The organism is Microbispora sp. CL1-1 (genome assembly GCF_012034195.1).
Taxonomy (GTDB): Bacteria; Actinomycetota; Actinomycetes; order Streptosporangiales; family Streptosporangiaceae; genus Microbispora.
In genome coordinates this window covers 59,292-78,978 of the sequence record NZ_JAATEK010000032.1, presented here as the reverse complement: position 1 = coordinate 78,978, position 19,687 = coordinate 59,292, and the positions used below count along the sequence as shown (strand labels likewise).

Genomic DNA, 19,687 nt, shown 5'->3' with positions numbered 1-19,687 from the left:
AGGTGAACGCGGGAAGCGGTGCGGCGGCCGATGGAGGCACGGGTGCCTTCAGGCCGAAGTGGGGAGCGGCCGGGCCGCGCTGTCCTCGTCGGTGTTGACGGTCTGGAGCAACTCCTCGCGCTCGGGGGTGCTCTCCGGGCGGATGAAGCCGATGATCGTGAAGAGCACCAGCGAGGTGGCCACCGGCGCGGCCGTCGCCACGGCGGTCGAGACGCCGCTCATGCCATAGTTCGTGAGCCAGAAGACGAACAGGCCGGCCGCCCACGAGACCAGCGCCGCCGTCGGGCCCGACCTGCGGAACAACGGCAGCATGCCGAGCAGCAGCGGGATCGAGATCGGGCCTATGAGCCCGGCCACCCACTTGATGACGACCGTGATGATGTCCTTCAGCACCGGGCTGTTCACCTGAGTGGCCACCGCCATCGACAGCGCGATGAAGGCCACCGTGGTGACCCGGGCCGCGACCAGTGCGGCCCTGGTGTTCCAGGCCCGCGCCGCGTGGGACAGCACCGGGATCACGTCGCGGGTGAAGACCGACGCGATCGCGTTGGCGTCGGAGGAGGCCATCGCCATCGTGTGCGAGAAGAAGCCCGCGATCACCAGGCCGAGCAGGCCGTGCGGGATGAGCTGGGTGGTCAGCAGCGCGTACGAGTCGCTCGCGTCGGGCTTGGTCGCCTGGACCAGCAGCGGCGCGGCCCACATCGGGAAGAACAGCAGCAGCGGCCAGATCGCCCACAGCACGGCCGACAGCCGGGCGCCGCGCGCCGCCTCCGCCGCGCTCGGCGCGGCCATGTAGCGCTGGGCCTGGTTCCACATGCCGCCGTTGTATTCGAACGTCTTGATGAACAGGAACGCGAGCAGGAACGTCACGGTGAAGGGCCCGTTGAGCGGCTGGGCGTGCCCCTCCGGCAGGCGATCCCACATCCCGCCGATGGCGCCGATGCCGCCGAGCTTGGCGAGGACGGCGACCAGCATGACGACGCCGGCGAGGAGCTGGATGACGAACTGCCCGAAGTCGGTGAGCGCGTCGGCCCACAGGCCGCCGACCGTGCAGTAGATCGCGGTGACGACGCCGGTGATCAGGATGCCCCGGTTGAGCGACAGGCCGGTGAACGTCGACAGCAGCGTGGCGATCGCGGCCCACTTCGCGCCGACGTCCACGATCTTCAGCAGGCCGCCCGACCAGGCGAGCGCCTGCTGGGTCGGCACGTTGTAGCGCTTGGCGAGGAACTCCAGCGGCGAGCTGACCCTGAGCTTCGACCGGATCCGGTTCAGTCTCGGGGCGAACAGCACCGAGCCGATCGCGATGCCGATCGCGATCGGGAAGGCCCAGGTGACGTACGAGGTGGCGCCGTAGAGGTAGGCGATTCCGGCATACCCGGTGAACATGACGGCGCTGTAGCCGGACATGTGGTGCGAGATGCCGGCCAGCCACCAGGGCATCTTGCCCCCGGCGGTGAAGAAGTCACTGATGTTGCCGATACGCCGGTGCGAGTAGACGCCGATCGCCACCATGACGACGAAATAGGCGCCCAGAACGTACCAGTCCAATGGGTTCACGCGCGTCGTACCTCCGGGTGAACAGCGGCACCCGGACCGACAACCGCCTGGCCTCGTTACGATGCGCCCGCCTCCCGCCCCGCGTCAATGGCGGGTACGCAGGTCACGGGCGTACGGGAGAAGGGACAGACATCGTGACACAGGTCACAGACCGTTCACGTTTCTGAACGAACTTCGCGTATCTGAATCGTTATCAGGAACGGCCTTGATCTCGCACAGGGTGGCGGGTGAAAGTGTGCGGCGAAATGAGATTCCAGCAAGCGGCACAGAACGGACCCGTCACCGCCTGGCATCGGTGATCGTCCAGCAGGTCAGACGGCCGCGACCACGGCGGAGCGGCGTTCGAGGGCGGCCGAGAGGACGGCGAGCACGAGCGCGGAGGCGGTGAGGAGGGCGCCCACCCAGTTGGGCGCGGTGTAGCCCAGGCCCGCCGCGATGACGAGGCCGCCGAGCCAGGCGCTCAGGGCGTTGCCGAGGTTGAAGGCGCCGATGTTGACCGCCGAGGCCAGCGTCGGCGCGCCGTGGGCCAGATCGAGCACGCGCTTCTGCAGCGGCGGCACGGTGGCGAAGCCGAGCGCCCCGACGAGGGCGACGGTCACCGCGGCGAGGATCTTGCTGTGCGCGGTCAGCGTGAAGGCGGCGAGGACGATCGCGAGGCCGCCCAGCGAGACGTACAGCATCGGCATCAGCGCACGGTCGGCGAACCGTCCCCCGACGAGGTTGCCGGCGACCATGCCGAGGCCGAACAGGACCAGCAGCCAGGTCACCGCCCCTTCGGGGTAGCCCGTGACCCGGATCATCATCGGCGCGATGTAGGTGATGGCCGCGAAGACGCCGCCGAACCCGAGCACGGTCATGCCCATCGCGAGCAGCACCTGGACGTCGCGGAGCGCCGCCACCTCATGGCGCAGGCGTACGCCCTCGGGGCGCGGCACCTCGGGCACGAGCGCGGCGACACCGAGCAAGCCGACGACACCGAGCCCGGCGACGATCGCGAAGGTGGTCCGCCAGCCGGCGACCTGGCCGACCAGGGTGCCCAGGGGTACGCCGACGACGTTGGCCACAGTCAGCCCGGTGAACATCAGGGCGATCGCGCCGGCCTTCCGGTGCGGGGCGACCAGTTCGGCCGCGACGACGGAGCCGATGCCGAAGAACGCGCCGTGCGCGAGCGAGGCGATCACGCGGCCTGCCAGCATCACCCCGAAGTTCGGCGCAAGGGCCGAGAGCAGGTTTCCGGCGATGAACAGCGCCATGAGCAGCATCAGCATGCGCTTGCGGGACATCGCGGTGCCCAGCACGGTCATCAGCGGAGCGCCGACGACGACACCCAGGGCGTACCCCGTGACGAGCAGGCCGGCGGTCGGGATCGAGACCGCGAGCTCGGACGCCACCTGCGGAAGCAACCCCGTGATCACGAACTCGGTGGTCCCGATCCCGAAGGCCCCGATGGCGAGGGCCAGGAGTGCGAGAGGCATGAGCGTCCCCCAACGATTGCATGAGCAATTAACAGGCGCAAACAATAGTTGCAGGCGCGGGATAGTTGCAAGCGCGGGCTATTTCGGGAGTGGAGTATCCTCGACTGCGTCACCTGGAACGGAGGGAGAGCCGATGACGGCCACGGATCCCGCCCTCACCGCGCTCGCGCAGGGCTGGCGCGCCCTCTCCCTGTTGCACGAGAAGATCGAGGCGCACATCGAGCGCGCCCTGCAGACCAAGCACGGCCTGAGCGTGCGGGAATACTCCCTGCTTGAGACGCTCAGCCGGCAGCACGACGGCCCCGGCGGCCACCTGCAGATGAAGCAGGTCGCCGACGCCGTGGTGCTCAGCCAGAGCGCGACGACGCGCCTGGTGACCCGGCTCGAAGAGCGGGGACTGCTCACCCGCTATCTGTGCCCCACCGACCGCCGCGGGATCTACACCGACGTCAGCCCCGCGGGCCTGGCGCTGCTCGCCGAGGCCCGTCCCACGAACGACGCCGCCCTGCGGGAGGCACTCGACCAGGCGGCCCGGGACCCCCAGCTCGCCCCTCTGGTCGAAGCGGTCGAATCACTGCACGCGCGGGCGTGACACGACGCGGTCTGACGACCGCCGGGTGCAGACGCCCGAGTCACTGGACGCGCGGGCCTGACCCCGGCCGCGCCCACCGAGGGCGGGCCGGAAACGCGCCCGCGCGGCGCTTAAGGGCGTACTGCACGCCCTCGCGGCCCTACACGTACTGCACGCCCTCGCGCCCCTAGAGCTCGTACTGCACGGCCGCGCGGTCGGCGAGGATCGGCGCGATGCACTCCTTGATCACCGCCAGGTGGACCGGGTGGTCGCGATAGACGATGTAGTCCTCGACGGAGTCGAAGTCGGCGACCACGCCGAAGGAGAAGTTGCCCTGGTTGACGCCCGCGTCGTGGCCGATCTGGTAGGAGCGCAGCTCGGGGATGGCGTCCGGCAGCGTGCTCAGCCGCCTGGCCACCTCGGCCCGCTGTTCCTCGGTGGCGTCCTCGGTCCACTTCAGCAGCACGACGTGGCGGAACATGCACTCCCCCTGGAATGAGACGCACGCGGCCGGGCGGCCGCGCTCTTCACGGCGCTCATCCTCTCATCATCGGTGACGCGGGCGCGGACGCGGTGGGTGTCGGGGGCCGGCCGGGCGCGCCGCCCGGGCGCAGAAGGGCGAGCCCGGCCCCACCATGGCCGACATGACCCGCAAGATCACCGAAGCGCTCGACACCGCCCGACGGCAGCTCCCTGGGTCCCGTCCGGACCCCGGGACGCGGCGACGACCAGCCCGGCCCGACCGCAAGGGCCCGGCGCTCTCCTCCACCGGCGCCCGCGCGCCGTCCGGATCCGGGGCGACGCGCTCGCCCTCCGAGGCCGTGGTCACCCGTGACCCGGCGGCCAGCCCACCACCGTCCTGCCAGGCCACGGGGACGATCCGGCGCTCGATCTCCGGGAGGACACGGTTCGCGGTGGTGTCCTGCCGGTCACGCGGTATGAGGATCACACCCGAACAGCAGGAATCCGAGCGTGCGCCTCACTGGTCCGGATCCTGCATCCGACTTGAGTGGTCTCCGCTCAGCTCCAGGCGAGCATGCGGAGGGGGTCCTCCAGCATGGCGCCGACGTCGCGCAGCACGTACGAACCGAGCTCGCCGTCGACCACGCGGTGGTCGAACGACAGCGCCAGCGTGGTGACCTTGCGGACCGCGAGCTGCCCGTCGACCACCCAGGGCATGTCCCTGATCTGGCCGATGGCGAGGATCGCCACCTCTCCCGGGTTGAGGATCGGCGTGCCGGCGTCGACGCCGAAGACACCGACGTTGGTGATCGTGATCGTGCCGCCGCTCAGCTCGGCGGGCCGGCACTTGCCGGCCCGCGCCCGCTCGGTGAGCTCGCCCAGCGCCCGGGCGAGCTCGGGCAGCGACATCGCGTCGGCGTCCTTGACGTTCGGCACGATCAGCCCGCGATCGGTGGCGGCGGCGATGCCGAGGTTCACGTAGTGCTTGACCACGATCTCCTCGCCGGTCCACGTGGCGTTGACCATGGGGTGCCGCTTCACCGCGGTGATCAGAGCCTTCGCCACCAGGAGCAGTGGCGAGACCTTGACCTCGGCGAACTCGGGCAGCGTACGCAGCCGCCGGACCGCCTCCATCGTCTCGGTCACGTCGACCTGCAGCCACTCGGTCACGTGCGGGGCCGAGAACGCGCTGGCCACCATGGCCTGCGCGGTCGCCTTCCTGACCCCCCTGACCGGGATGCGCTCCTCCCGGACTCCCGCCTCGCGCCGTACGGCGGTCGCGGCGGGGGCGGGCGCCGCCACGGCGGCCTCCACGTCGGCGCGGGTGATCGACCCCTGGGGGCCGGTGCCCGTGAGGGTCGCCAGGTCGACGCCGAGGTCCTTGGCGAGCTTGCGTACCGGCGGCTTGGCCAGGACGCGCGCCCGCGCGGACGTCGCGGATCCGTTGCCCTGTGCTCCAACGGCGCCTGCCGCCGCGATGGCCGGAGCGACGGGAGCGGCGGCGACGGGGGCGACCGGCGGGGCGGACACGGCGGACGGCGGAACGGACACGGCCGCCGGCGGAACGGATACAGCGGGCGCGGCCTGCTTGCGGGGGCGGCGGCGGGTGGCGCTCGTCTTGACGCCGTACCCGACCAGCACCGGCTGGCGCTCCTCCTTGGCCGGGGCGGCCTCCGGAGCGGCGTTCCGCACGCCCGGCACCATGTCGTCCGCCAGTGCCTCCCGACCGGCGGCGGAGGCGTCGCCGGCCTCGCCGTCCTCGATCGAGATGATCGGGGTGCCGACGTCCACGGTCTGGCCCTCGCCGACCATCAGGCCGGAGACGGTGCCCTCGTACGGGCACGGCAGCTCGACGACGGCCTTGGCCGTCTCGATCTCGACGATCGTCTGGTTGATCTTCACCGAGTCGCCCGGGGCGACGTGCCACTTGACGATCTCGGCCTCGGTCAGCCCCTCACCCACGTCGGGGAGCCTGAACTCACGGAGCATGAGAAGTGCCTCCCCCCTCAGTAGGCGAACGTGCGGTCGACGGCGTCGAGCACGCGGTCCAGGTCGGGCAGGTAGTGGTCCTCCAGCCGCGACGGCGGGTAGGGCGTGGAGAACCCGCCGACCCGCAGCACCGGCGCCTCCAGGCTGTAGAAGCAGCGCTCGGTGATGCGCGCCGCCAGCTCGGCCCCGTAGCCGGTGAAGACGGGGGCCTCGTGGGCGACCACGCACCGTCCGGTCCGCGTGACCGACTCGGTCAGGACGTCCACGTCGAGGGGGTTGAGCGAGCGCAGGTCGATGACCTCGATGCTCCGCCCGTCCTCCTCCGCCGCCGCGGCGGCCTCCAGGCAGGTCTTCACCATCGGCCCGTACGCGATCAGCGTGACGTCGCTGCCCTGCCGTACGGTGCGGGCGCGGTCGAGCGGCAGGCCGGGAGCGGCGAGGTCGACGTCGGCCTTGTCCCAATAACGACGCTTGGGCTCGAAGAAGATGATCGGGTCGTCGCAGCGGACGGCGTCCTGGATCATCGTGTACGCGTCCACCGGGTTGGAGCACGCGACCACCCGCAGGCCCGCGGTGTGGGTGAAGTACGCCTCGGGCGACTCCGAGTGGTGCTCGACGGCCCCGATGCCGCCACCGCAGGGGATGCGTACGACGACCGGCAGCTTGAGCGTGCCGAGCGACCGCAGCGGCATCTTGGCGAGCTGCGTGATGATCTGGTCGGCGGCCGGGAACACGAACCCGTCGAACTGGATCTCGCAGACCGGACGGTAGCCGCGCAGGGCCAGGCCGATCGCCGTCCCGATGATGCCCGACTCGGCGAGCGGCGTGTCGATCACGCGGTCTTCGCCGAAGTCCTTCTGCAGGCCGTCGGTGACGCGGAAGACACCGCCGAGCTTGCCGACGTCCTCTCCCATCACGAGCACCTTGGGGTCGTCCTCCATCGAGCGGCGGAGGCCCTCGTTCAACGCCTTGGCGAGAGTCAGTGTGGTCATCGTTCGAACCCCGCCAGGTAGGTCAGATACTGCTCGCGTTCCTCGTCGAGGAGTGAGTGGGCACCGGCGTACACGTGATCAAAGATAGCCCTGGGGGGTGGGTCGGGCAGCGCGAGGCACCGGCTTCGCACGTCTTTGCCGAGCGCGTCGGCCTCGGCGTCGATCTTCTCGAAGAACTCCTGGTCGGCGAGCCGGTTCTTGAAGAGGTACGCCTTGACCCGCTCGATGGGGTCCTTCAGCTTCCACGCCTCAAGTTCGTCGGCGAGGCGGTAGCGGGTGGGGTCGTCGGAGGTCGTGTGCGCGCCCATCCGGTAGGTGAACGCCTCGATCATCGTCGGTCCCTGCCCCTCGCGGGCGTTCTGGAGCGCCCGGCGGGTCACGGCGAGGCAGGCGAACACGTCGTTGCCGTCGACCCGGATGCCGGGGAAGCCGAAGCCGGACGCCCTCTTGTAGAGCGGGATCTTCGTCTGCTTCTCCAGCGGCTCGGAGATGGCCCACTGGTTGTTCTGGCAGAAGAACACGACGGGGGCGTTGAACACCGAGGCCCAGATGAACGACTCGTTCACGTCGCCCTGGGAGGTCGCGCCGTCGCCGAAGTAGACGATCGTGGCCGCCTCGGCGCCGTCGCGCTGGATGCCCATGGCGTAGCCGACCGCGTGCAGGGCCTGGGAGCCGATGACGATCGTGTAGAGGTGGAAGTTGTGCTCCGCCGGGTCCCACCCGCCGTTGCTCACGCCGCGGAAGAGGCCGAGCAGCTTGACCGGGTCGACGTCGCGGCACCAGGCCACGCCGTGCTCCCGATAGGTGGGGAAGGCCATGTCGGCGTCGGTGAGCGCCCGGCCCGAGCCGATCTGGGCCGCCTCCTGGCCGAGCAGGGAGGCCCAGATGCCGAGCTCGCCCTGCCGCTGGAGCGCGACGGCCTCCAGGTCGATGCGGCGGACGAGGACCAGGTCACGGTAGAGGGAGCGGACCTCCTCCGCGGTCAGGTCGATTTCGTAGTCGGGATGCTCGACCCGCTCCCCTTCGGGGGTGAGCAGTTGGACGAGCTCCGGAGGTGCGTCTGCACCACGAGGGGCGTCGGCTGTCACGTGCCACTCCTGTGCGTGTCGGGCCCCCGCGGGTGGGGTCACCCCCGCGACGGCCGGGTCGTCGGGCGTACGGCCGTTGGGGTGGACGACCGGGCGCATATGTGGACATCGTGGCAGAACTCACACCCCTAAGCGCAAGTCCCCGCCCGCCCGTCCACACTTCTCCGATTCCCGGATGGTGAGACGCCACACCCCGGGATCTCTTCCTACGAGCGGTGAACCACGCGTCCTCCCAGCAGGGTCAGCCACGCGTTCACGCCCGCGAGGTCAGCCACGCCGACGCGGTCGAGATCGTGGTCCAAGACGACGACGTCGGCCAGCTTTCCCGGCGTCAGGGAACCGATGCGGTCTTCCATCCGCAGCGCGTACGCCGCGTCGGCGGTGTGGGCGCGCAGCGCCTCGTCCAGCGTGACGGCCTGGTCGGCGCCGATGGGGTCGCCCTCGCGGGTGCGCCGCCGTACGGCGTTGGCCACGGTCTCCATCGGCCGCAGCGAGGAGACGAACGAGTCGCTCGACAGCACCGGGCGGAGCCCGCCGTCGATCTCCTCGCGCATCGGCTGGAGCCGATGGGCGCGGCGCTCCCCCAGCCGCCGTACGAAGTCCCTCCCGCTGTCGTGCAGGAAGTTCGGCTGGTTGACCGGGATGACGCCGAGCGCGGCGAATTCCCGCACCTGCCCGGGCGTGGGGTGGCCGCAGTGCTCGATGCGCGGCCGTGCGTCGTCTCCCGACACGGCCACCGCGGCCTTGATCGCGTCGAGCGTGTAGGCCATCGCGAGATCGCCCTGGGTGTGCACGCCGACCTGCCAGCCCGCGGCGGCCGCCCGGCGGACGAGGTCGGTGAGCCGCTCGGGCCGGTGATATGTGGAGCCGGTGAACTGGCCGCCCTCGCCGTACGGTTCGCTGAACAGGGCGGTGCCGCCGAGCAGCGTGCCGTCGCAGTAGAACTTCATCGCGCCCAGGCGCAGCATGTCGTCGCCGAAGGGACCCGCCAGGCCGAGGGTGGTCAGGTCGTCCAGCATGTGCGACAGCGGCATGCAGACCGTGCGCACCGGCAGGGTGCCGGCGGCGTGCGCGGCTCGGTAGATCGTCAGCTCCCGGCGGGACACCTGGGGGTCGCACACCGTCGTGAGCCCCGCCGACAGGTACGCCTCACCGGCGGCGGCGAGCCACGACAGCAGCTGCTCCGCCGGGAGATCGGTGTGGAAGTTGGGGCCGTGGCAGCCGATGTCCACCGCGGTCGGCAGCAGCAGCTCCATCGCGGAGTCCAGCACCATCCCGGTGAGCCGACCGCCCTCGTCGCGCAGGAAGGCGCCGCCGGCCGGGTCGGGCACATCCGCGGTGATCCCGCGCCATGCCAGCGCGGCGGAGTTGACCACGGCATGGTGACCGGAGACGTGGTAGACGATCACCGGGTGCTCGGTCGTCGCCTCGTCCAGGTCCCACCGCGACGGCCGGCCGCCGGGGAACTTGGCGTCGTCCATGCCGAACGCCCTGATCCACTGGCCCGGTGGCGTACGCCGCGCCTGCTCGGCGATCACCGCCACGAGGTCGGCGGCGCTCGCCACGTCCGGGTAACGCGCGTCGGCGGACGCCAGGGACTCGGCCGTGGACAACAAGTGGTTGTGCGGGTCGATGAACCCCGGCAGCACCGTGCGGCCCCCGGCGTCGATCACCTCCGCACCGGGTCCCGCCGCCCCCGTCACCTCGGCGTGCCGGCCGACGGCGAGGACGCGGCCGTCGCGCACGGCGAGCGCCTCACATCGGGGGATACCGGGGTCCATAGTGCGGACCCTGGCGTTGGTGATGACGATCGCAGACAAGAACTCCTCCAACCGATGGATCACTGAGAGACGGCGGGCGTGCCGGAGACGGCCGGGGCGTCGCGGTGCCGCGGTGCGGCGGCCAGGCAGACCACGCTGAGCACGCACATCCCGATCAGCAGCCCGATGGCGGGCGCGGGCCCGCCGCCGCCGGCCTTCACCAGGGCGGTCGCCGCCAGAGGCGAAAGCCCGCCGAAGATCGCCCCGGCCACCTGGTAGGCCAGCGACATGCCCGTGTAGCGCACGTCCGGGGAGAACATCTCGGCGAGCAGCGTGGCCATCGGCCCGTATGTCGCGGACATGGCCAGCCGCATGAGGCCGAGCATCAGGAAGATGAGGACCGTGTCGCGGGTCCCCATGACGGTGAACTGCGGGACCGCGAGCAGGGCCACGGCGACCAGCCCGGCGATGACGACCCGCCGCCCGCCGACCCGGTCTCCGAGCCACGAGATGGCGAGCGTGGCGACGAGTTCGACGAACGCGGCGAAGCTGAGCCCGTTGAGCACCACCTGCTCCTCGACTCCGACGTCCGCGCCGGTCGCGTACGCGAGCAGGAAGGTCGTCGCGATGTAGTAGCCGCCGATGGCCACCGGGAGCGCCCCGATGCCGAACAGCACGGGCCGCCACGACGAGCGCAGCACGGCCCTGATCGGCAGCTCCGCGGCGGCCGCGGGGGCGCTCGCGCGCCGCTGCTTGACCTGTTCGAATACCGGCGACTCCTCGACCCGCAGCCGGATGAACATGCCGACGAGCACCAGGACCGCCGAGACGAGGAACGGCACCCGCCAGGCCCAGCCGCGCAGGGCCGCGTCGCCGAACGAGGTCATCACGCTGAACGCCCCGGTCGCGAGCAGGGCGCCCGCGGAGTTGCCGAGCTGGGCGAACGAGCCGTAGAAGGTCTTCTTCCCCTCCGGGGCGTGCTCGACCGCCATCAGCGCGGCCCCGCCCCATTCACCTCCCACGGCGAGGCCCTGGACGAACCGCAGCAGCACCAGCAGCGCGGGCGCCGCCGCTCCGGCGGAGGCGTAGGTGGGCAGCAGCCCGACGGCGAAGGTCGCCACGCCCATCATCAGCAGCGTGACGACCAGGGCCGACTTGCGGCCCAGCCGGTCGCCGAAGTGACCGAACACCACGCCGCCCAAGGGACGTGCGAAGAACCCGACGGCGTACGTCGCGAACGCCGCCATGACGCCGACCAGCGGATCGGTGGACGCCGGGAAGAAGACGTCCCCGAAGACGAGGGCCGCGGCCGTCGCGTAGACGTAGAAGTCGTACCACTCGATCGTGGTTCCGATGAAGGCCGCGTACGCGGCCCGGCGGGGGGTTCGTCGGTCCATGAGGTCCTCCGTGGGTTGGGGGTTGGACAGACCGTACGATCAGGCCAAACAGGAGCAATGTGGGCGATTTGCACTATCGTCGGGGCTTTCTCGGGCGAAGTGCACAGGAGACGTCATGCCGCTCACCGTCGCCGACGTGCTGACCATGCCGATGCTGGAGATCCGCCTGATCGCGGGCCACAGCGGACAGGGCAACCACGTCAGGTGGGCCCATGCGACCGAGCTGGCCGATCCCGTGCCCTGGCTGCGCGGCGGCGAGCTGGTCATGACGGTCGGGCTCGGGCTGCCCGCGTCCGCGCGGGAACGCGGCGAGTACGTCGAGCGGCTGAGCCGGGCGGGCTGCGCCGCCCTTGCCTTCGCGCTGGACGAGCACCTGGCCGAGATTCCCCGCGAGATCGTCGAGGCGGCGGACCGGCTCGGGCTGCCCCTGCTGGAGATCACCGGCAGGACGCCGTTCATCGCGGTGGCGGAGGCCGTGGCCCGCTGGCACGCCGACGAACGGGTCCGCGGCGAGCGGCGGGCCGCGGCGGCGCAGGAGGCGATGGCCCGGGCCGCGCTGCGGCACGGCTCGCTCGGCATCCTCCGCGCGCTCGCCGAACACACCGGCTGCGAGACGCTCCTGCTCGATCCCCGGGGGCGGCCCCGCGTGTCCCATCCCGAGGGAGTCCGGCCGTGGCATGCGGAGGCGGCGGAGGCGGTCGGTCAGCTCACCGGCCCCCGCGGCTCGATGATGATCGACCGGGGCGACCGGGTGCTCCAGGTGCAGAGCCTCGGCTTCACCGGGCCGCCCCGCGGCTGGCTCGCCCTCCACGGCGCGTCGACCGAGTGGCACACCAGGATCCTGGCCAACCAGGCGGCGAGCCTGCTGGCGATCGAGCTGGTGGGGCTGCACCAGGCCCGTGCCCGGGCGCACGCCCAGCGCGCCGCCGTGCTGAGCGCCGTCCTCGACGGCATGGCCGGCGCCGCCGATGATCGCGCCGCGGGCGGCGGGGCGGCACCGCTATTCACGACCGGCCGGCTCGCCGAGATCTGCCCCATGCCACCCCCGCCGTACGAGGTGATCGTGGCCGTGGCCCGGGGCGAGGCGCCGCCGCTGGCCGATCCCGCGCTGGACGCGCTGAGCGACGTCATGGGGGACCCGGCCGCCGAGGAGACGGTGTTCGTCTGCCCGCGCGCCGGCGGGCTGCTCCTGGTGGTGCCACAGACCGAGCCTCGGCTCGGCCCCGCCCTGGTCGAACGGCTGAGCGCGCTCACCGGCCTGGACATCTGCGCGGGCGCGTGCGGCGCACGGGACATCAGCGAGATCGCCTCCGCCGTACGGCACGCGACGGCTCTCGCCGGCGGCCCGGGATACACGCACGTCGACGACCTCGAGCCGTGGGCGCTGCTGCGCGACGCCCTGGACCCCGAAGGAGCGGCCCGCTTCGCCGACGTGGTGCTCAAGCCGCTGCGGGAGCACGACCGGCGGCACGGCGGCGCTCTGGCCTCCTCCGTCAGAACCTTCCTCGACTGTGGCGCCAACGTCGAGGTCGCGGCACGACGCCTCGGCGTGCACCGCAACACCATGCGGGCCCGCCTGCGGACGGCCGAGCGCGTCTGCGGGCGCGACCTCGGCAAGGCGCGCGACCGCCTGGAGTTGTGGCTCGCCCTGTCTCTGGACGAATTCGTCCCGCCGGGCCGCAGGAGCTGAGCCGGCCCCTTCAACCCGCCGGAGCCGAGCCGGCGCGGCACCACGCCCGCCCCGGTCCGCCGCGAGGCGGGGCGTCCCGGCCCGTCGGGGGCGAGCCGGCGGCGCGGCACTAGGCTTGACCCCAAACGGACCCCCGAACGGGCGGATTTCCCCGAATCGGCGGGCCTCACTCGAATTGGAGGAACATCGTGGCGCGCGTCATCGTCGACGTCATGCTCAAGCCGGAGATCCTCGACCCGCAGGGCCAGGCGATCGCGCGGGCGCTGCCGCGACTCGGCTTCTCCGGGGTCTCCGGAGTGCGTCAGGGCAAGCGGTTCGAGCTGGAGCTGGACGGCCCGGCCGACGAGGCCGCGCTTTCGGACGTCCGCAAGATGGCCGAAACCCTGCTCGCCAACACGGTGATCGAGGACTTCACCATCCGCGTCGAAGGGTGAAGTGACACATTTCACATCGCTATTCCGGCGGCGTGTCCACCCCTAATCAGGCATCGGTCCGTCTCGAAGCCACCTATCCGGTGCGCGCTGAATAACGGGGACGTGATTTTGCGGTTAGCCCTGATTCATCGGGGAAGCCTCTCTTGGTGACCTTCGACACCGGGGAGGGGTCCGGTGGACATTGAGTTCTCTCTGGCGATGCCACGGGATGCGATCGGCATCCCGATGGTTCGCCGGGTGGTAGGAGACGCGCTGCGGTCTCTCGGGGTGACCGAGGAGTGCGTTTCCGACATACTCCTGGCCACGTCCGAGGCGTGCGCCAACGCGGTGCGGCACGGTGGTCCCGCCAACCGCTACGAGGTCATGGCCACCATCGGCAACGGCCGCTGCGAGTTGCGCGTCGCGGACGAGGGCGAGGGGCTGCACATGATCCCCCGCCAATATCCGCCGGCGGAGACCGAGAACGGCCGGGGCATCCTGATCATGCGTGCCGTCGTGGACGATCTCTCGTTCGACATCACGCCCGGGCGCGGCACGATCGTGCGCCTGTGCAAGGAACTCGACTGGGACGAGGACGCCATCGCCCACCACCTCACCCTCGACTGCCACTTCGCCGGGGTCTGAGAATCACGGCTCCGCACCACGCCGGGCCCGGGCCCGGCGTGACGTGTGATCGGAAGCAGGACTCCGCGCGCGGAGCCGATTTGGCGGCTCCGATACCCTGAGGTGTACCGCCACAGACCGCCGTCCGGCCCGATGACGGTGGCGTCCGCCCTGGCGGGAACCCTTGGAGGGAAAACTGTCATGAGCGCTGCCCGGGTGGGCGTCGTCACCTTCCCCGGAACACTCGACGACCAGGACGCCGCGCGAGCCGTACGGCTGGCCGGAGCGGAGGCGGTGCCCCTGTGGCACGCCGATCACGACCTCAAGGGAGTCGACGCCGTCTTCCTGCCCGGAGGGTTCTCCTACGGCGACTATCTTCGCTGCGGGGCGATCTCCCGGTTCTCCCCTCTCATGACCGAGCTGATCCCGGCCGCCCAGGCCGGGCTGCCCGTGCTCGGCACCTGCAACGGCTTCCAGATCCTCTGCGAGGCGCACCTGCTGCCGGGCGCGCTGACCCGCAACGAGGGTCTCCACTACATCTGCCGCGACCAGCTCATCCGCGTGGAGAACACGCGTACGGCATGGACGGCGGACTTCGCCGAAGGCCAGGAGATCGTGCTGCCGATCAAGCACGGCGAGGGCCGTTATGTGGCCGACGCGGAGACGCTGGCGGCGCTGGAGAGCGAGGGCCGGGTGGTCTTCCGCTACGCGGGCGGCAACCCGAACGGTTCGCTCAACGACATCGCCGGGATCACCAATGAGGCCGGGAACATCGTCGGCCTCATGCCCCACCCCGAGCACGCGGTCGAGGAGCTGACCGGCGCGCCGAGCGTCGACGGCCGCGGCTTCTTCACTTCGATCCTGAAGAGACTGGTGAACGCGTAAATGCTCGACAGTGTGAGCCGTGCGCTGGAGACGCCGGACGAGCGCCAGCCGTACGCCGAGCTGGGCATGAAGGAGGACGAGTACCAGCGCGTACGCGACATCCTCGGCCGCCGTCCGACCAGCTCCGAGCTGGCGATCTACTCGGTCATGTGGAGCGAGCACTGCTCCTACAAGTCGTCCAAGGTGCACCTGCGGCAGTTCGGCACCAAGGCGCCCAAGTCGGAGGCCCTGCTCGTCGGCATGGGCGAGAACGCCGGCGTGGTCGACATCGGCGACGGCTGGGCCGCCACCTTCAAGATCGAGTCGCACAACCACCCGTCGTACGTCGAGCCGCACCAGGGCGCCGCGACCGGCGTCGGCGGCATCGTGCGCGACATCATGTCGATGGGCGCCCGGCCGATCGCGGTCATGGACTCGCTGCGCTTCGGCGGGGCCGACCAGCCCGACACGCGCCGCGTGCTGCCGGGCGTGGTCGAGGGCATCAGCCACTACGGCAACTGCCTCGGCCTGCCCAACATCGGCGGCGAGGTCGTCTTCGACCCCTGCTACATCGGCAACCCGCTGGTCAACGCCCTGTGCGTCGGCCTGCTGCGCAAGGACCAGATCAAGCTGGCCACCGCGCCGGGCCCCGGCAACAAGGTCGTGCTGTTCGGCGCCAGGACCGGCGCGGACGGCATCGGCGGCGCGTCGGTGCTGGCGTCGGCCACCTTCGAGGACGAGTCGCAGGCCAAGCGGCCCGCCGTGCAGGTCGGCGACCCGTTCATGGAGAAGCTGCTGATCGAGTGCTGCCTTGAGCTCTACCAGGCGGACGTGGTCGTCGGCATCCAGGACCTCGGCGCGGCCGGGGTGTCCTGCGCCACGACAGAGCTGGCCGCCAAGGGCACCGGCGGCATGGAGGTGAACCTCAACCTCGTCCCGCTGCGCGACCCCACGCTGCGGCCCGAGGAGATCCTCATGAGCGAGTCGCAGGAGCGCATGATGGCGGTCGTCACGCCCGACGACATCCCGGCCTTCATGGCGATCTGCGACAAGTGGGACGTGCCGGCGACCGTGATCGGCGAGGTCACCGACACCGGCAGGCTCGTCATGACGTGGGACGGCGAGGTCATCGTCGACATCCCGCCGGGCACGGCCGCCGACGAGGGCCCGGTCTACGAGCGCCCGTTCCACGAGCCCGCCGGGCAGGCGGCGCTCAACGCCGACGGCCCGGAGCGCCTGCCGAGGCCCGAGGACCTGCGGGAGACCCTGCTCACCCTGCTCGGCTCGCCCAACCTCGGGTCGAAGGAGTGGGTTACCTCCCAGTACGACCGGTATGTCCGGGGCAACACGGTCCTGGCCCAGCCCGCCGACGCCGGGATGCTGCGCATCTCCGAGGTCATGCCGGGCGCCCAGGAGACCACGCGGGGCATCGCGCTCGCGACCGACGGCAACGGCCGCTACGCCAAGCTCGATCCGTACACGGGGGCCCAGCTCGCGCTGGCCGAGGCGTACCGCAACGTGGCGGTGACCGGCGCGAAGCCGCTCGCCGTCACCAACTGCCTCAACTTCGGCTCGCCGGAGGACCCCGAGGTCATGTGGCAGTTCTCCGAGGCCGTACGCGGGCTCGCGGACGCCTGCCGGACCCTGGGCGTGCCGGTGACCGGCGGCAACGTGTCGTTCTACAACCAGACGGGCTCCACCGCGATCAACCCGACGCCGGTGGTCGGCGTGCTCGGCGTGATCGACGACGTGGCCCAGCGGGTCAGGCAGGGCTTCACCGCTCCGGACCTGCGGGTGCTCCTGCTGGGCGAGACCCGCGAGGAGTTCGGCGGCTCCGAATGGGCGCACGTCGCCCACGGGCACCTGGGCGGCCTCCCGCCGCAGGCGGACCTGGAGGCCGAGCGCGGCCTGGCCGCGGTGCTGACCGAGGCGGCGGCGCGCGGGCTGCTCGAAGGCTCGCACGACCTGTCCGACGGCGGTCTCGCCGTCGCCCTGGCGGAGTCGTGCCTGGCCCAGGGCGTCGGCTGCACGGTGACCCTGCCAGGCGAGGACGCCTTCGTCGAGCTGTTCAGCGAGTCGGCCGCGCGGGCGCTGGTGTGCGTGCGGCCCGAGGCGTTCGACGCCTTCGCCGACCTGTGCGCCCGCTACGAGGTTCCCTGCTCCGGACTCGGCGTCACCGGCGGTTCCGCGCTCACGGTCGAGGGCGTCCTCGAGGTCCCGGTCGAGGAGCTTCGCGGGGTGCACGCGTCCGCGCTCCCGCGCGTCTTCGGCTGATCTCGATCGAGTGAAAGGGCCCTTCCGGACGGATAGTCGTCCGGAAGGGCCTTCGCCTGTCACGGTCGTCGCCGACGCGTGCCGAGCCGTGCCGACGGGAGTACGGCGGATCTCCGGGCGCCTCCGCGTCGCAGGTGCTGGCCCCGGTCGCGGCCTCGCTGCCGCCGGGTTCGCGTGTCGTCGTCCCCCGACATCGAGCAGACGTCGAACCTGTTCCCCTGGCTCGCGCACGATCTCGACGTACGTACGGTGCCGCCCGCGGACCTGCCCGGAGCGATCGACGAGCGCACGGACGCGGTCGTCTTCAGCCTGGCCGAACCCTCCGGCGCACCCCGGCCCGGTGGTCACGGCGCCGGCGCAGGGCGCCGCCGACACGGCGGGAGGGGTGGCCGGGAGGGCGGGCGCTAACCCTAGTGACCGTTGACGTGGCAGGTGGCGGTCATCGTCTTGGACGGGTCGCTCTCGGAGGTGGCCGTGAGCTTCACCGTGGCGTGACGGCTGCCGCCCGCGGACTGCTGGGCGAAGACGGTGACGGTCTCCTTGCCGCCGAAGTCGACGGCCGCGAGGGCGTTGGGCGTGATCGTGGTCCAGCCGTTCCCTTCGACCTCGGCCTTCAGCCGGTAGACGTCGCTGTTCAGGTAGGCGCTGACGTCCTCGGGGTGCTGACCCTGAGCGGAGGCGGCCTTGCCGGTGTTGAACAGCGGGAAGCTGCACATCGACACGCCCTTCTCGGCGCCGGGGACGCCGGCGCCCGGCAGCAGCTTCACGCCCCGCTTCTGCGGGCCCGCGCCGTCGAGGGACTTGATCGCCACCGTGTACGACAGGATTCCCTTGGCGTCGCGCTGCACGTCGGTGATGTAGAAGTGCAGGCGGTTGGCCTCGTCGACGTACTCGTACTGGCTGCCCGAGTCGGTGCCGGCGTGGAAGAGGGCGTCGGCGAGCTGCCGATAGTCGCCGATCGTGATCGGGACCTCGGTGCCGTCGGGCAGCACGTAGTCGGTCATGTCGATGTCCTGCGGGTTGGCGTCGATCACCCACTCGAACGGCGCCCGGTCCTGGTTCTTGGTCTTGGCCAGGAGCACGCCGGAGTCGGGGGTGAAGGAGTCGCTGCCCATCCGGTCGACGACCTCGACGGTGTAGTTGTCGTAGCCGCCGCCGTCGCAGAGCGGGTCGGTCTGCTGGGTGCACGACCCGGTTGACTTGTCGCCGGTGTCGAAGGAGATGTTGACGCCCGTCAGGTCCTTCTTGCCCGGCTGGACCTCGCGCGCGGTCACCTTGGCGACGACCATGCCGGAGTCGCGCAGCGCCTCACGCGACAGGCGCAGGACGTTCTGCTCGTCCACCATGTTCAGCTTGATCTTGTTGCGCAGCATGTGCTGGGCGCCCATCGATGCGCCCGCCGTCGGCGGGATCAGCCAGCGGCTGTGCGGGCCGCCGGGGCCGTTGAAGCTGCCGCGGCTGAGCATCTCCCAGATGCCGGTGTAGGACCGGACCGGCGGGTTGCCGTACGGGTTGTTGTAGTTGTCCAGCACGCCCAGGATGTGGCTGAACTCGTGGGCGAACACCCCCTGGCCGGAGCTTTCGGCCTGGACGGAGTCGACGCCGATGTTCGCGTTGGGCCAGAACGTCGAGCCGGCGGCCCAGGACGTCCAGTCCACGTAGCGGGTCCGAGACCAGTTGGGCAGGTTCGGGTCGGGCGGGCCGAAGTCGTCGGTGACGTCCTCCTTGGTGGGGAACTTCATCATGCCGAACTCCTGCCAGGTCGACGACTCGTCCTGACCGGCGCTCAGGTAGAAGACGAAGTCGAACCGGCTCGCCACGTCCTGGCCGACGTCGGCGACCCAGGCGGCCTTGCCGTCCGTACGCAGGTTCCTGTTGCAGTTGTCCCCCGCCGGGCACGCGTCGCGCTGGTATTCCATCGCGTACTCGTACGACTTGCCCGGCATGGTGTAGGGGCCGAACGCCGTGAGGTCGACGCCATACCGGCCGCCCGAGTCCTCCATCCAGTACTCGTGCAGGGTGTGGCCCCTGTTGAGCTCGTTGGGGGTGTTGAGGAAGTCCTGGTAGAACTTGGCGACCTGGTCACGGGGGATGTCGTGGGCCTGGGAGCTGGGGTTGCCGAACACGGTCGAGTTCTGCGGCTGGGTGACCACGAACGGCTGGTTGGGGTAGTCGAGCAGCACGAGCGCGCCCTTGAAGGTGCGCGACGAGCCCTTCACGGCGGGGTTCGCCCAGTCGGTGCCCGGGATCTTCTTGTAGTCCGCCCACGTCATGTGGTCGGGGTTCTTCCAGTTCTGCGGGTCGATCGGCGCGACCACGCGCGACGCGCGGCCACGCAGGGCCTGCATCTCGTCCGGCTGGTCGCGCTGCCAGGGCTGGACCTGGGGCCAGTGGTCACGCCGCCAGGGGTGATCGGGGTCTCCGCCGGGGGCCGCGGAGGCGGGTGCCGCCGCCAGCGCGAGCGGGACGAGCGCGATGGCCGCCACTATGCCCGGGAACAGTGTTTTTGAGAGTTTCACGAATTATGA

At 70.9% G+C, this 19,687-nt stretch carries 16 protein-coding genes; 7 read left to right on the top strand and 9 right to left on the bottom strand.

Annotated elements, in window-relative coordinates:
* Positions 1-48 precede the first annotated feature (48 nt).
* Together HCK04_RS29550 and HCK04_RS29545 are read right to left on the bottom strand one after the other, a co-directional pair.
* Entirely contained in the window at positions 49-1,560 is a 1,512-nt protein-coding gene (locus tag HCK04_RS29550; protein ID WP_142650645.1) for a sodium:solute symporter family protein, read from the bottom strand.
* A 311-nt stretch (positions 1,561-1,871) separates the two neighbouring features.
* The gene (locus HCK04_RS29545; RefSeq protein ID WP_142650644.1) at positions 1,872-3,035 is read right to left on the bottom strand and encodes an MFS transporter; all 1,164 of its coding nucleotides are present in this window, start codon (positions 3,033-3,035) and stop codon (positions 1,872-1,874) included.
* A 133-nt stretch (positions 3,036-3,168) separates the two neighbouring features.
* Between HCK04_RS29545 and HCK04_RS29540 the strand changes: the two genes are divergently transcribed.
* Entirely contained in the window at positions 3,169-3,627 is a 459-nt protein-coding gene (locus HCK04_RS29540; protein ID WP_142650643.1) for a MarR family transcriptional regulator, read from the top strand.
* A gap of 166 nt (positions 3,628-3,793) precedes the next feature.
* Here HCK04_RS29540 and HCK04_RS29535 read toward each other — a convergent pair whose 3' ends face one another.
* The 6 genes from HCK04_RS29535 to HCK04_RS29510 form a co-directional block, all read right to left on the bottom strand.
* Entirely contained in the window at positions 3,794-4,087 is a 294-nt protein-coding gene (locus HCK04_RS29535) for a Dabb family protein (RefSeq protein ID WP_142650642.1), read from the bottom strand.
* Between the two features lie 539 nt (positions 4,088-4,626).
* Positions 4,627-6,057 (bottom strand): dihydrolipoamide acetyltransferase family protein, encoded by a 1,431-nt coding sequence (locus tag HCK04_RS29530; protein ID WP_142650641.1) that lies wholly within the window; start codon positions 6,055-6,057, stop codon positions 4,627-4,629.
* A 17-nt stretch (positions 6,058-6,074) separates the two neighbouring features.
* A complete protein-coding gene (locus tag HCK04_RS29525; RefSeq protein ID WP_142650640.1) occupies positions 6,075-7,049 on the bottom strand; it encodes an alpha-ketoacid dehydrogenase subunit beta in 975 nt (324 codons plus the stop codon).
* Entirely contained in the window at positions 7,046-8,137 is a 1,092-nt protein-coding gene (gene pdhA, locus HCK04_RS29520) for a pyruvate dehydrogenase (acetyl-transferring) E1 component subunit alpha (RefSeq protein ID WP_260617451.1), read from the bottom strand. Before pdhA ends, HCK04_RS29525 begins: the two co-directional genes overlap by 4 nt.
* A gap of 206 nt (positions 8,138-8,343) precedes the next feature.
* On the bottom strand, positions 8,344-9,957 hold the full coding sequence (locus HCK04_RS29515) for an amidohydrolase (protein ID WP_142650638.1): 1,614 nt from the start codon (positions 9,955-9,957) through the stop codon (positions 8,344-8,346).
* Between the two features lie 20 nt (positions 9,958-9,977).
* Positions 9,978-11,294 carry an MFS transporter gene (locus HCK04_RS29510; RefSeq protein ID WP_142650637.1) on the bottom strand — a complete coding sequence of 439 codons (1,317 nt, stop codon included), beginning with the start codon at positions 11,292-11,294 and terminating at the stop codon, positions 9,978-9,980.
* Between the two features lie 115 nt (positions 11,295-11,409).
* Between HCK04_RS29510 and HCK04_RS29505 the strand changes: the two genes are divergently transcribed.
* The 6 genes from HCK04_RS29505 to HCK04_RS29480 all read left to right on the top strand — a co-directional run bounded on the left by HCK04_RS29505 (position 11,410) and on the right by HCK04_RS29480 (position 17,567).
* The gene (locus HCK04_RS29505; protein ID WP_168066365.1) at positions 11,410-12,984 is read left to right on the top strand and encodes a PucR family transcriptional regulator; all 1,575 of its coding nucleotides are present in this window, start codon (positions 11,410-11,412) and stop codon (positions 12,982-12,984) included.
* 188 nt (positions 12,985-13,172) lie between these two features.
* On the top strand, positions 13,173-13,418 hold the full coding sequence (gene purS / locus HCK04_RS29500) for a phosphoribosylformylglycinamidine synthase subunit PurS (RefSeq protein ID WP_142561095.1): 246 nt from the start codon (positions 13,173-13,175) through the stop codon (positions 13,416-13,418).
* A 174-nt stretch (positions 13,419-13,592) separates the two neighbouring features.
* Entirely contained in the window at positions 13,593-14,042 is a 450-nt protein-coding gene (locus tag HCK04_RS29495; protein WP_142621993.1) for an ATP-binding protein, read from the top strand.
* Between the two features lie 180 nt (positions 14,043-14,222).
* Entirely contained in the window at positions 14,223-14,906 is a 684-nt protein-coding gene (gene purQ, locus HCK04_RS29490) for a phosphoribosylformylglycinamidine synthase subunit PurQ (RefSeq protein ID WP_142650635.1), read from the top strand.
* Complete coding sequence (purL, locus tag HCK04_RS29485; RefSeq protein WP_142650634.1) at positions 14,907-17,159, top strand: phosphoribosylformylglycinamidine synthase subunit PurL; 2,253 nt, start codon at positions 14,907-14,909, stop codon at positions 17,157-17,159.
* A 174-nt stretch (positions 17,160-17,333) separates the two neighbouring features.
* A complete protein-coding gene (locus HCK04_RS29480; protein WP_142650633.1) occupies positions 17,334-17,567 on the top strand; it encodes a hypothetical protein in 234 nt (77 codons plus the stop codon).
* Between the two features lie 2 nt (positions 17,568-17,569).
* On the opposite strand, the gene HCK04_RS29475 is transcribed toward HCK04_RS29480, so the two are convergent.
* The gene (locus tag HCK04_RS29475) at positions 17,570-19,678 is read right to left on the bottom strand and encodes a M6 family metalloprotease domain-containing protein (RefSeq protein WP_260617448.1); all 2,109 of its coding nucleotides are present in this window, start codon (positions 19,676-19,678) and stop codon (positions 17,570-17,572) included.
* Between the last annotated feature and the right edge of the window lie 9 nt (positions 19,679-19,687).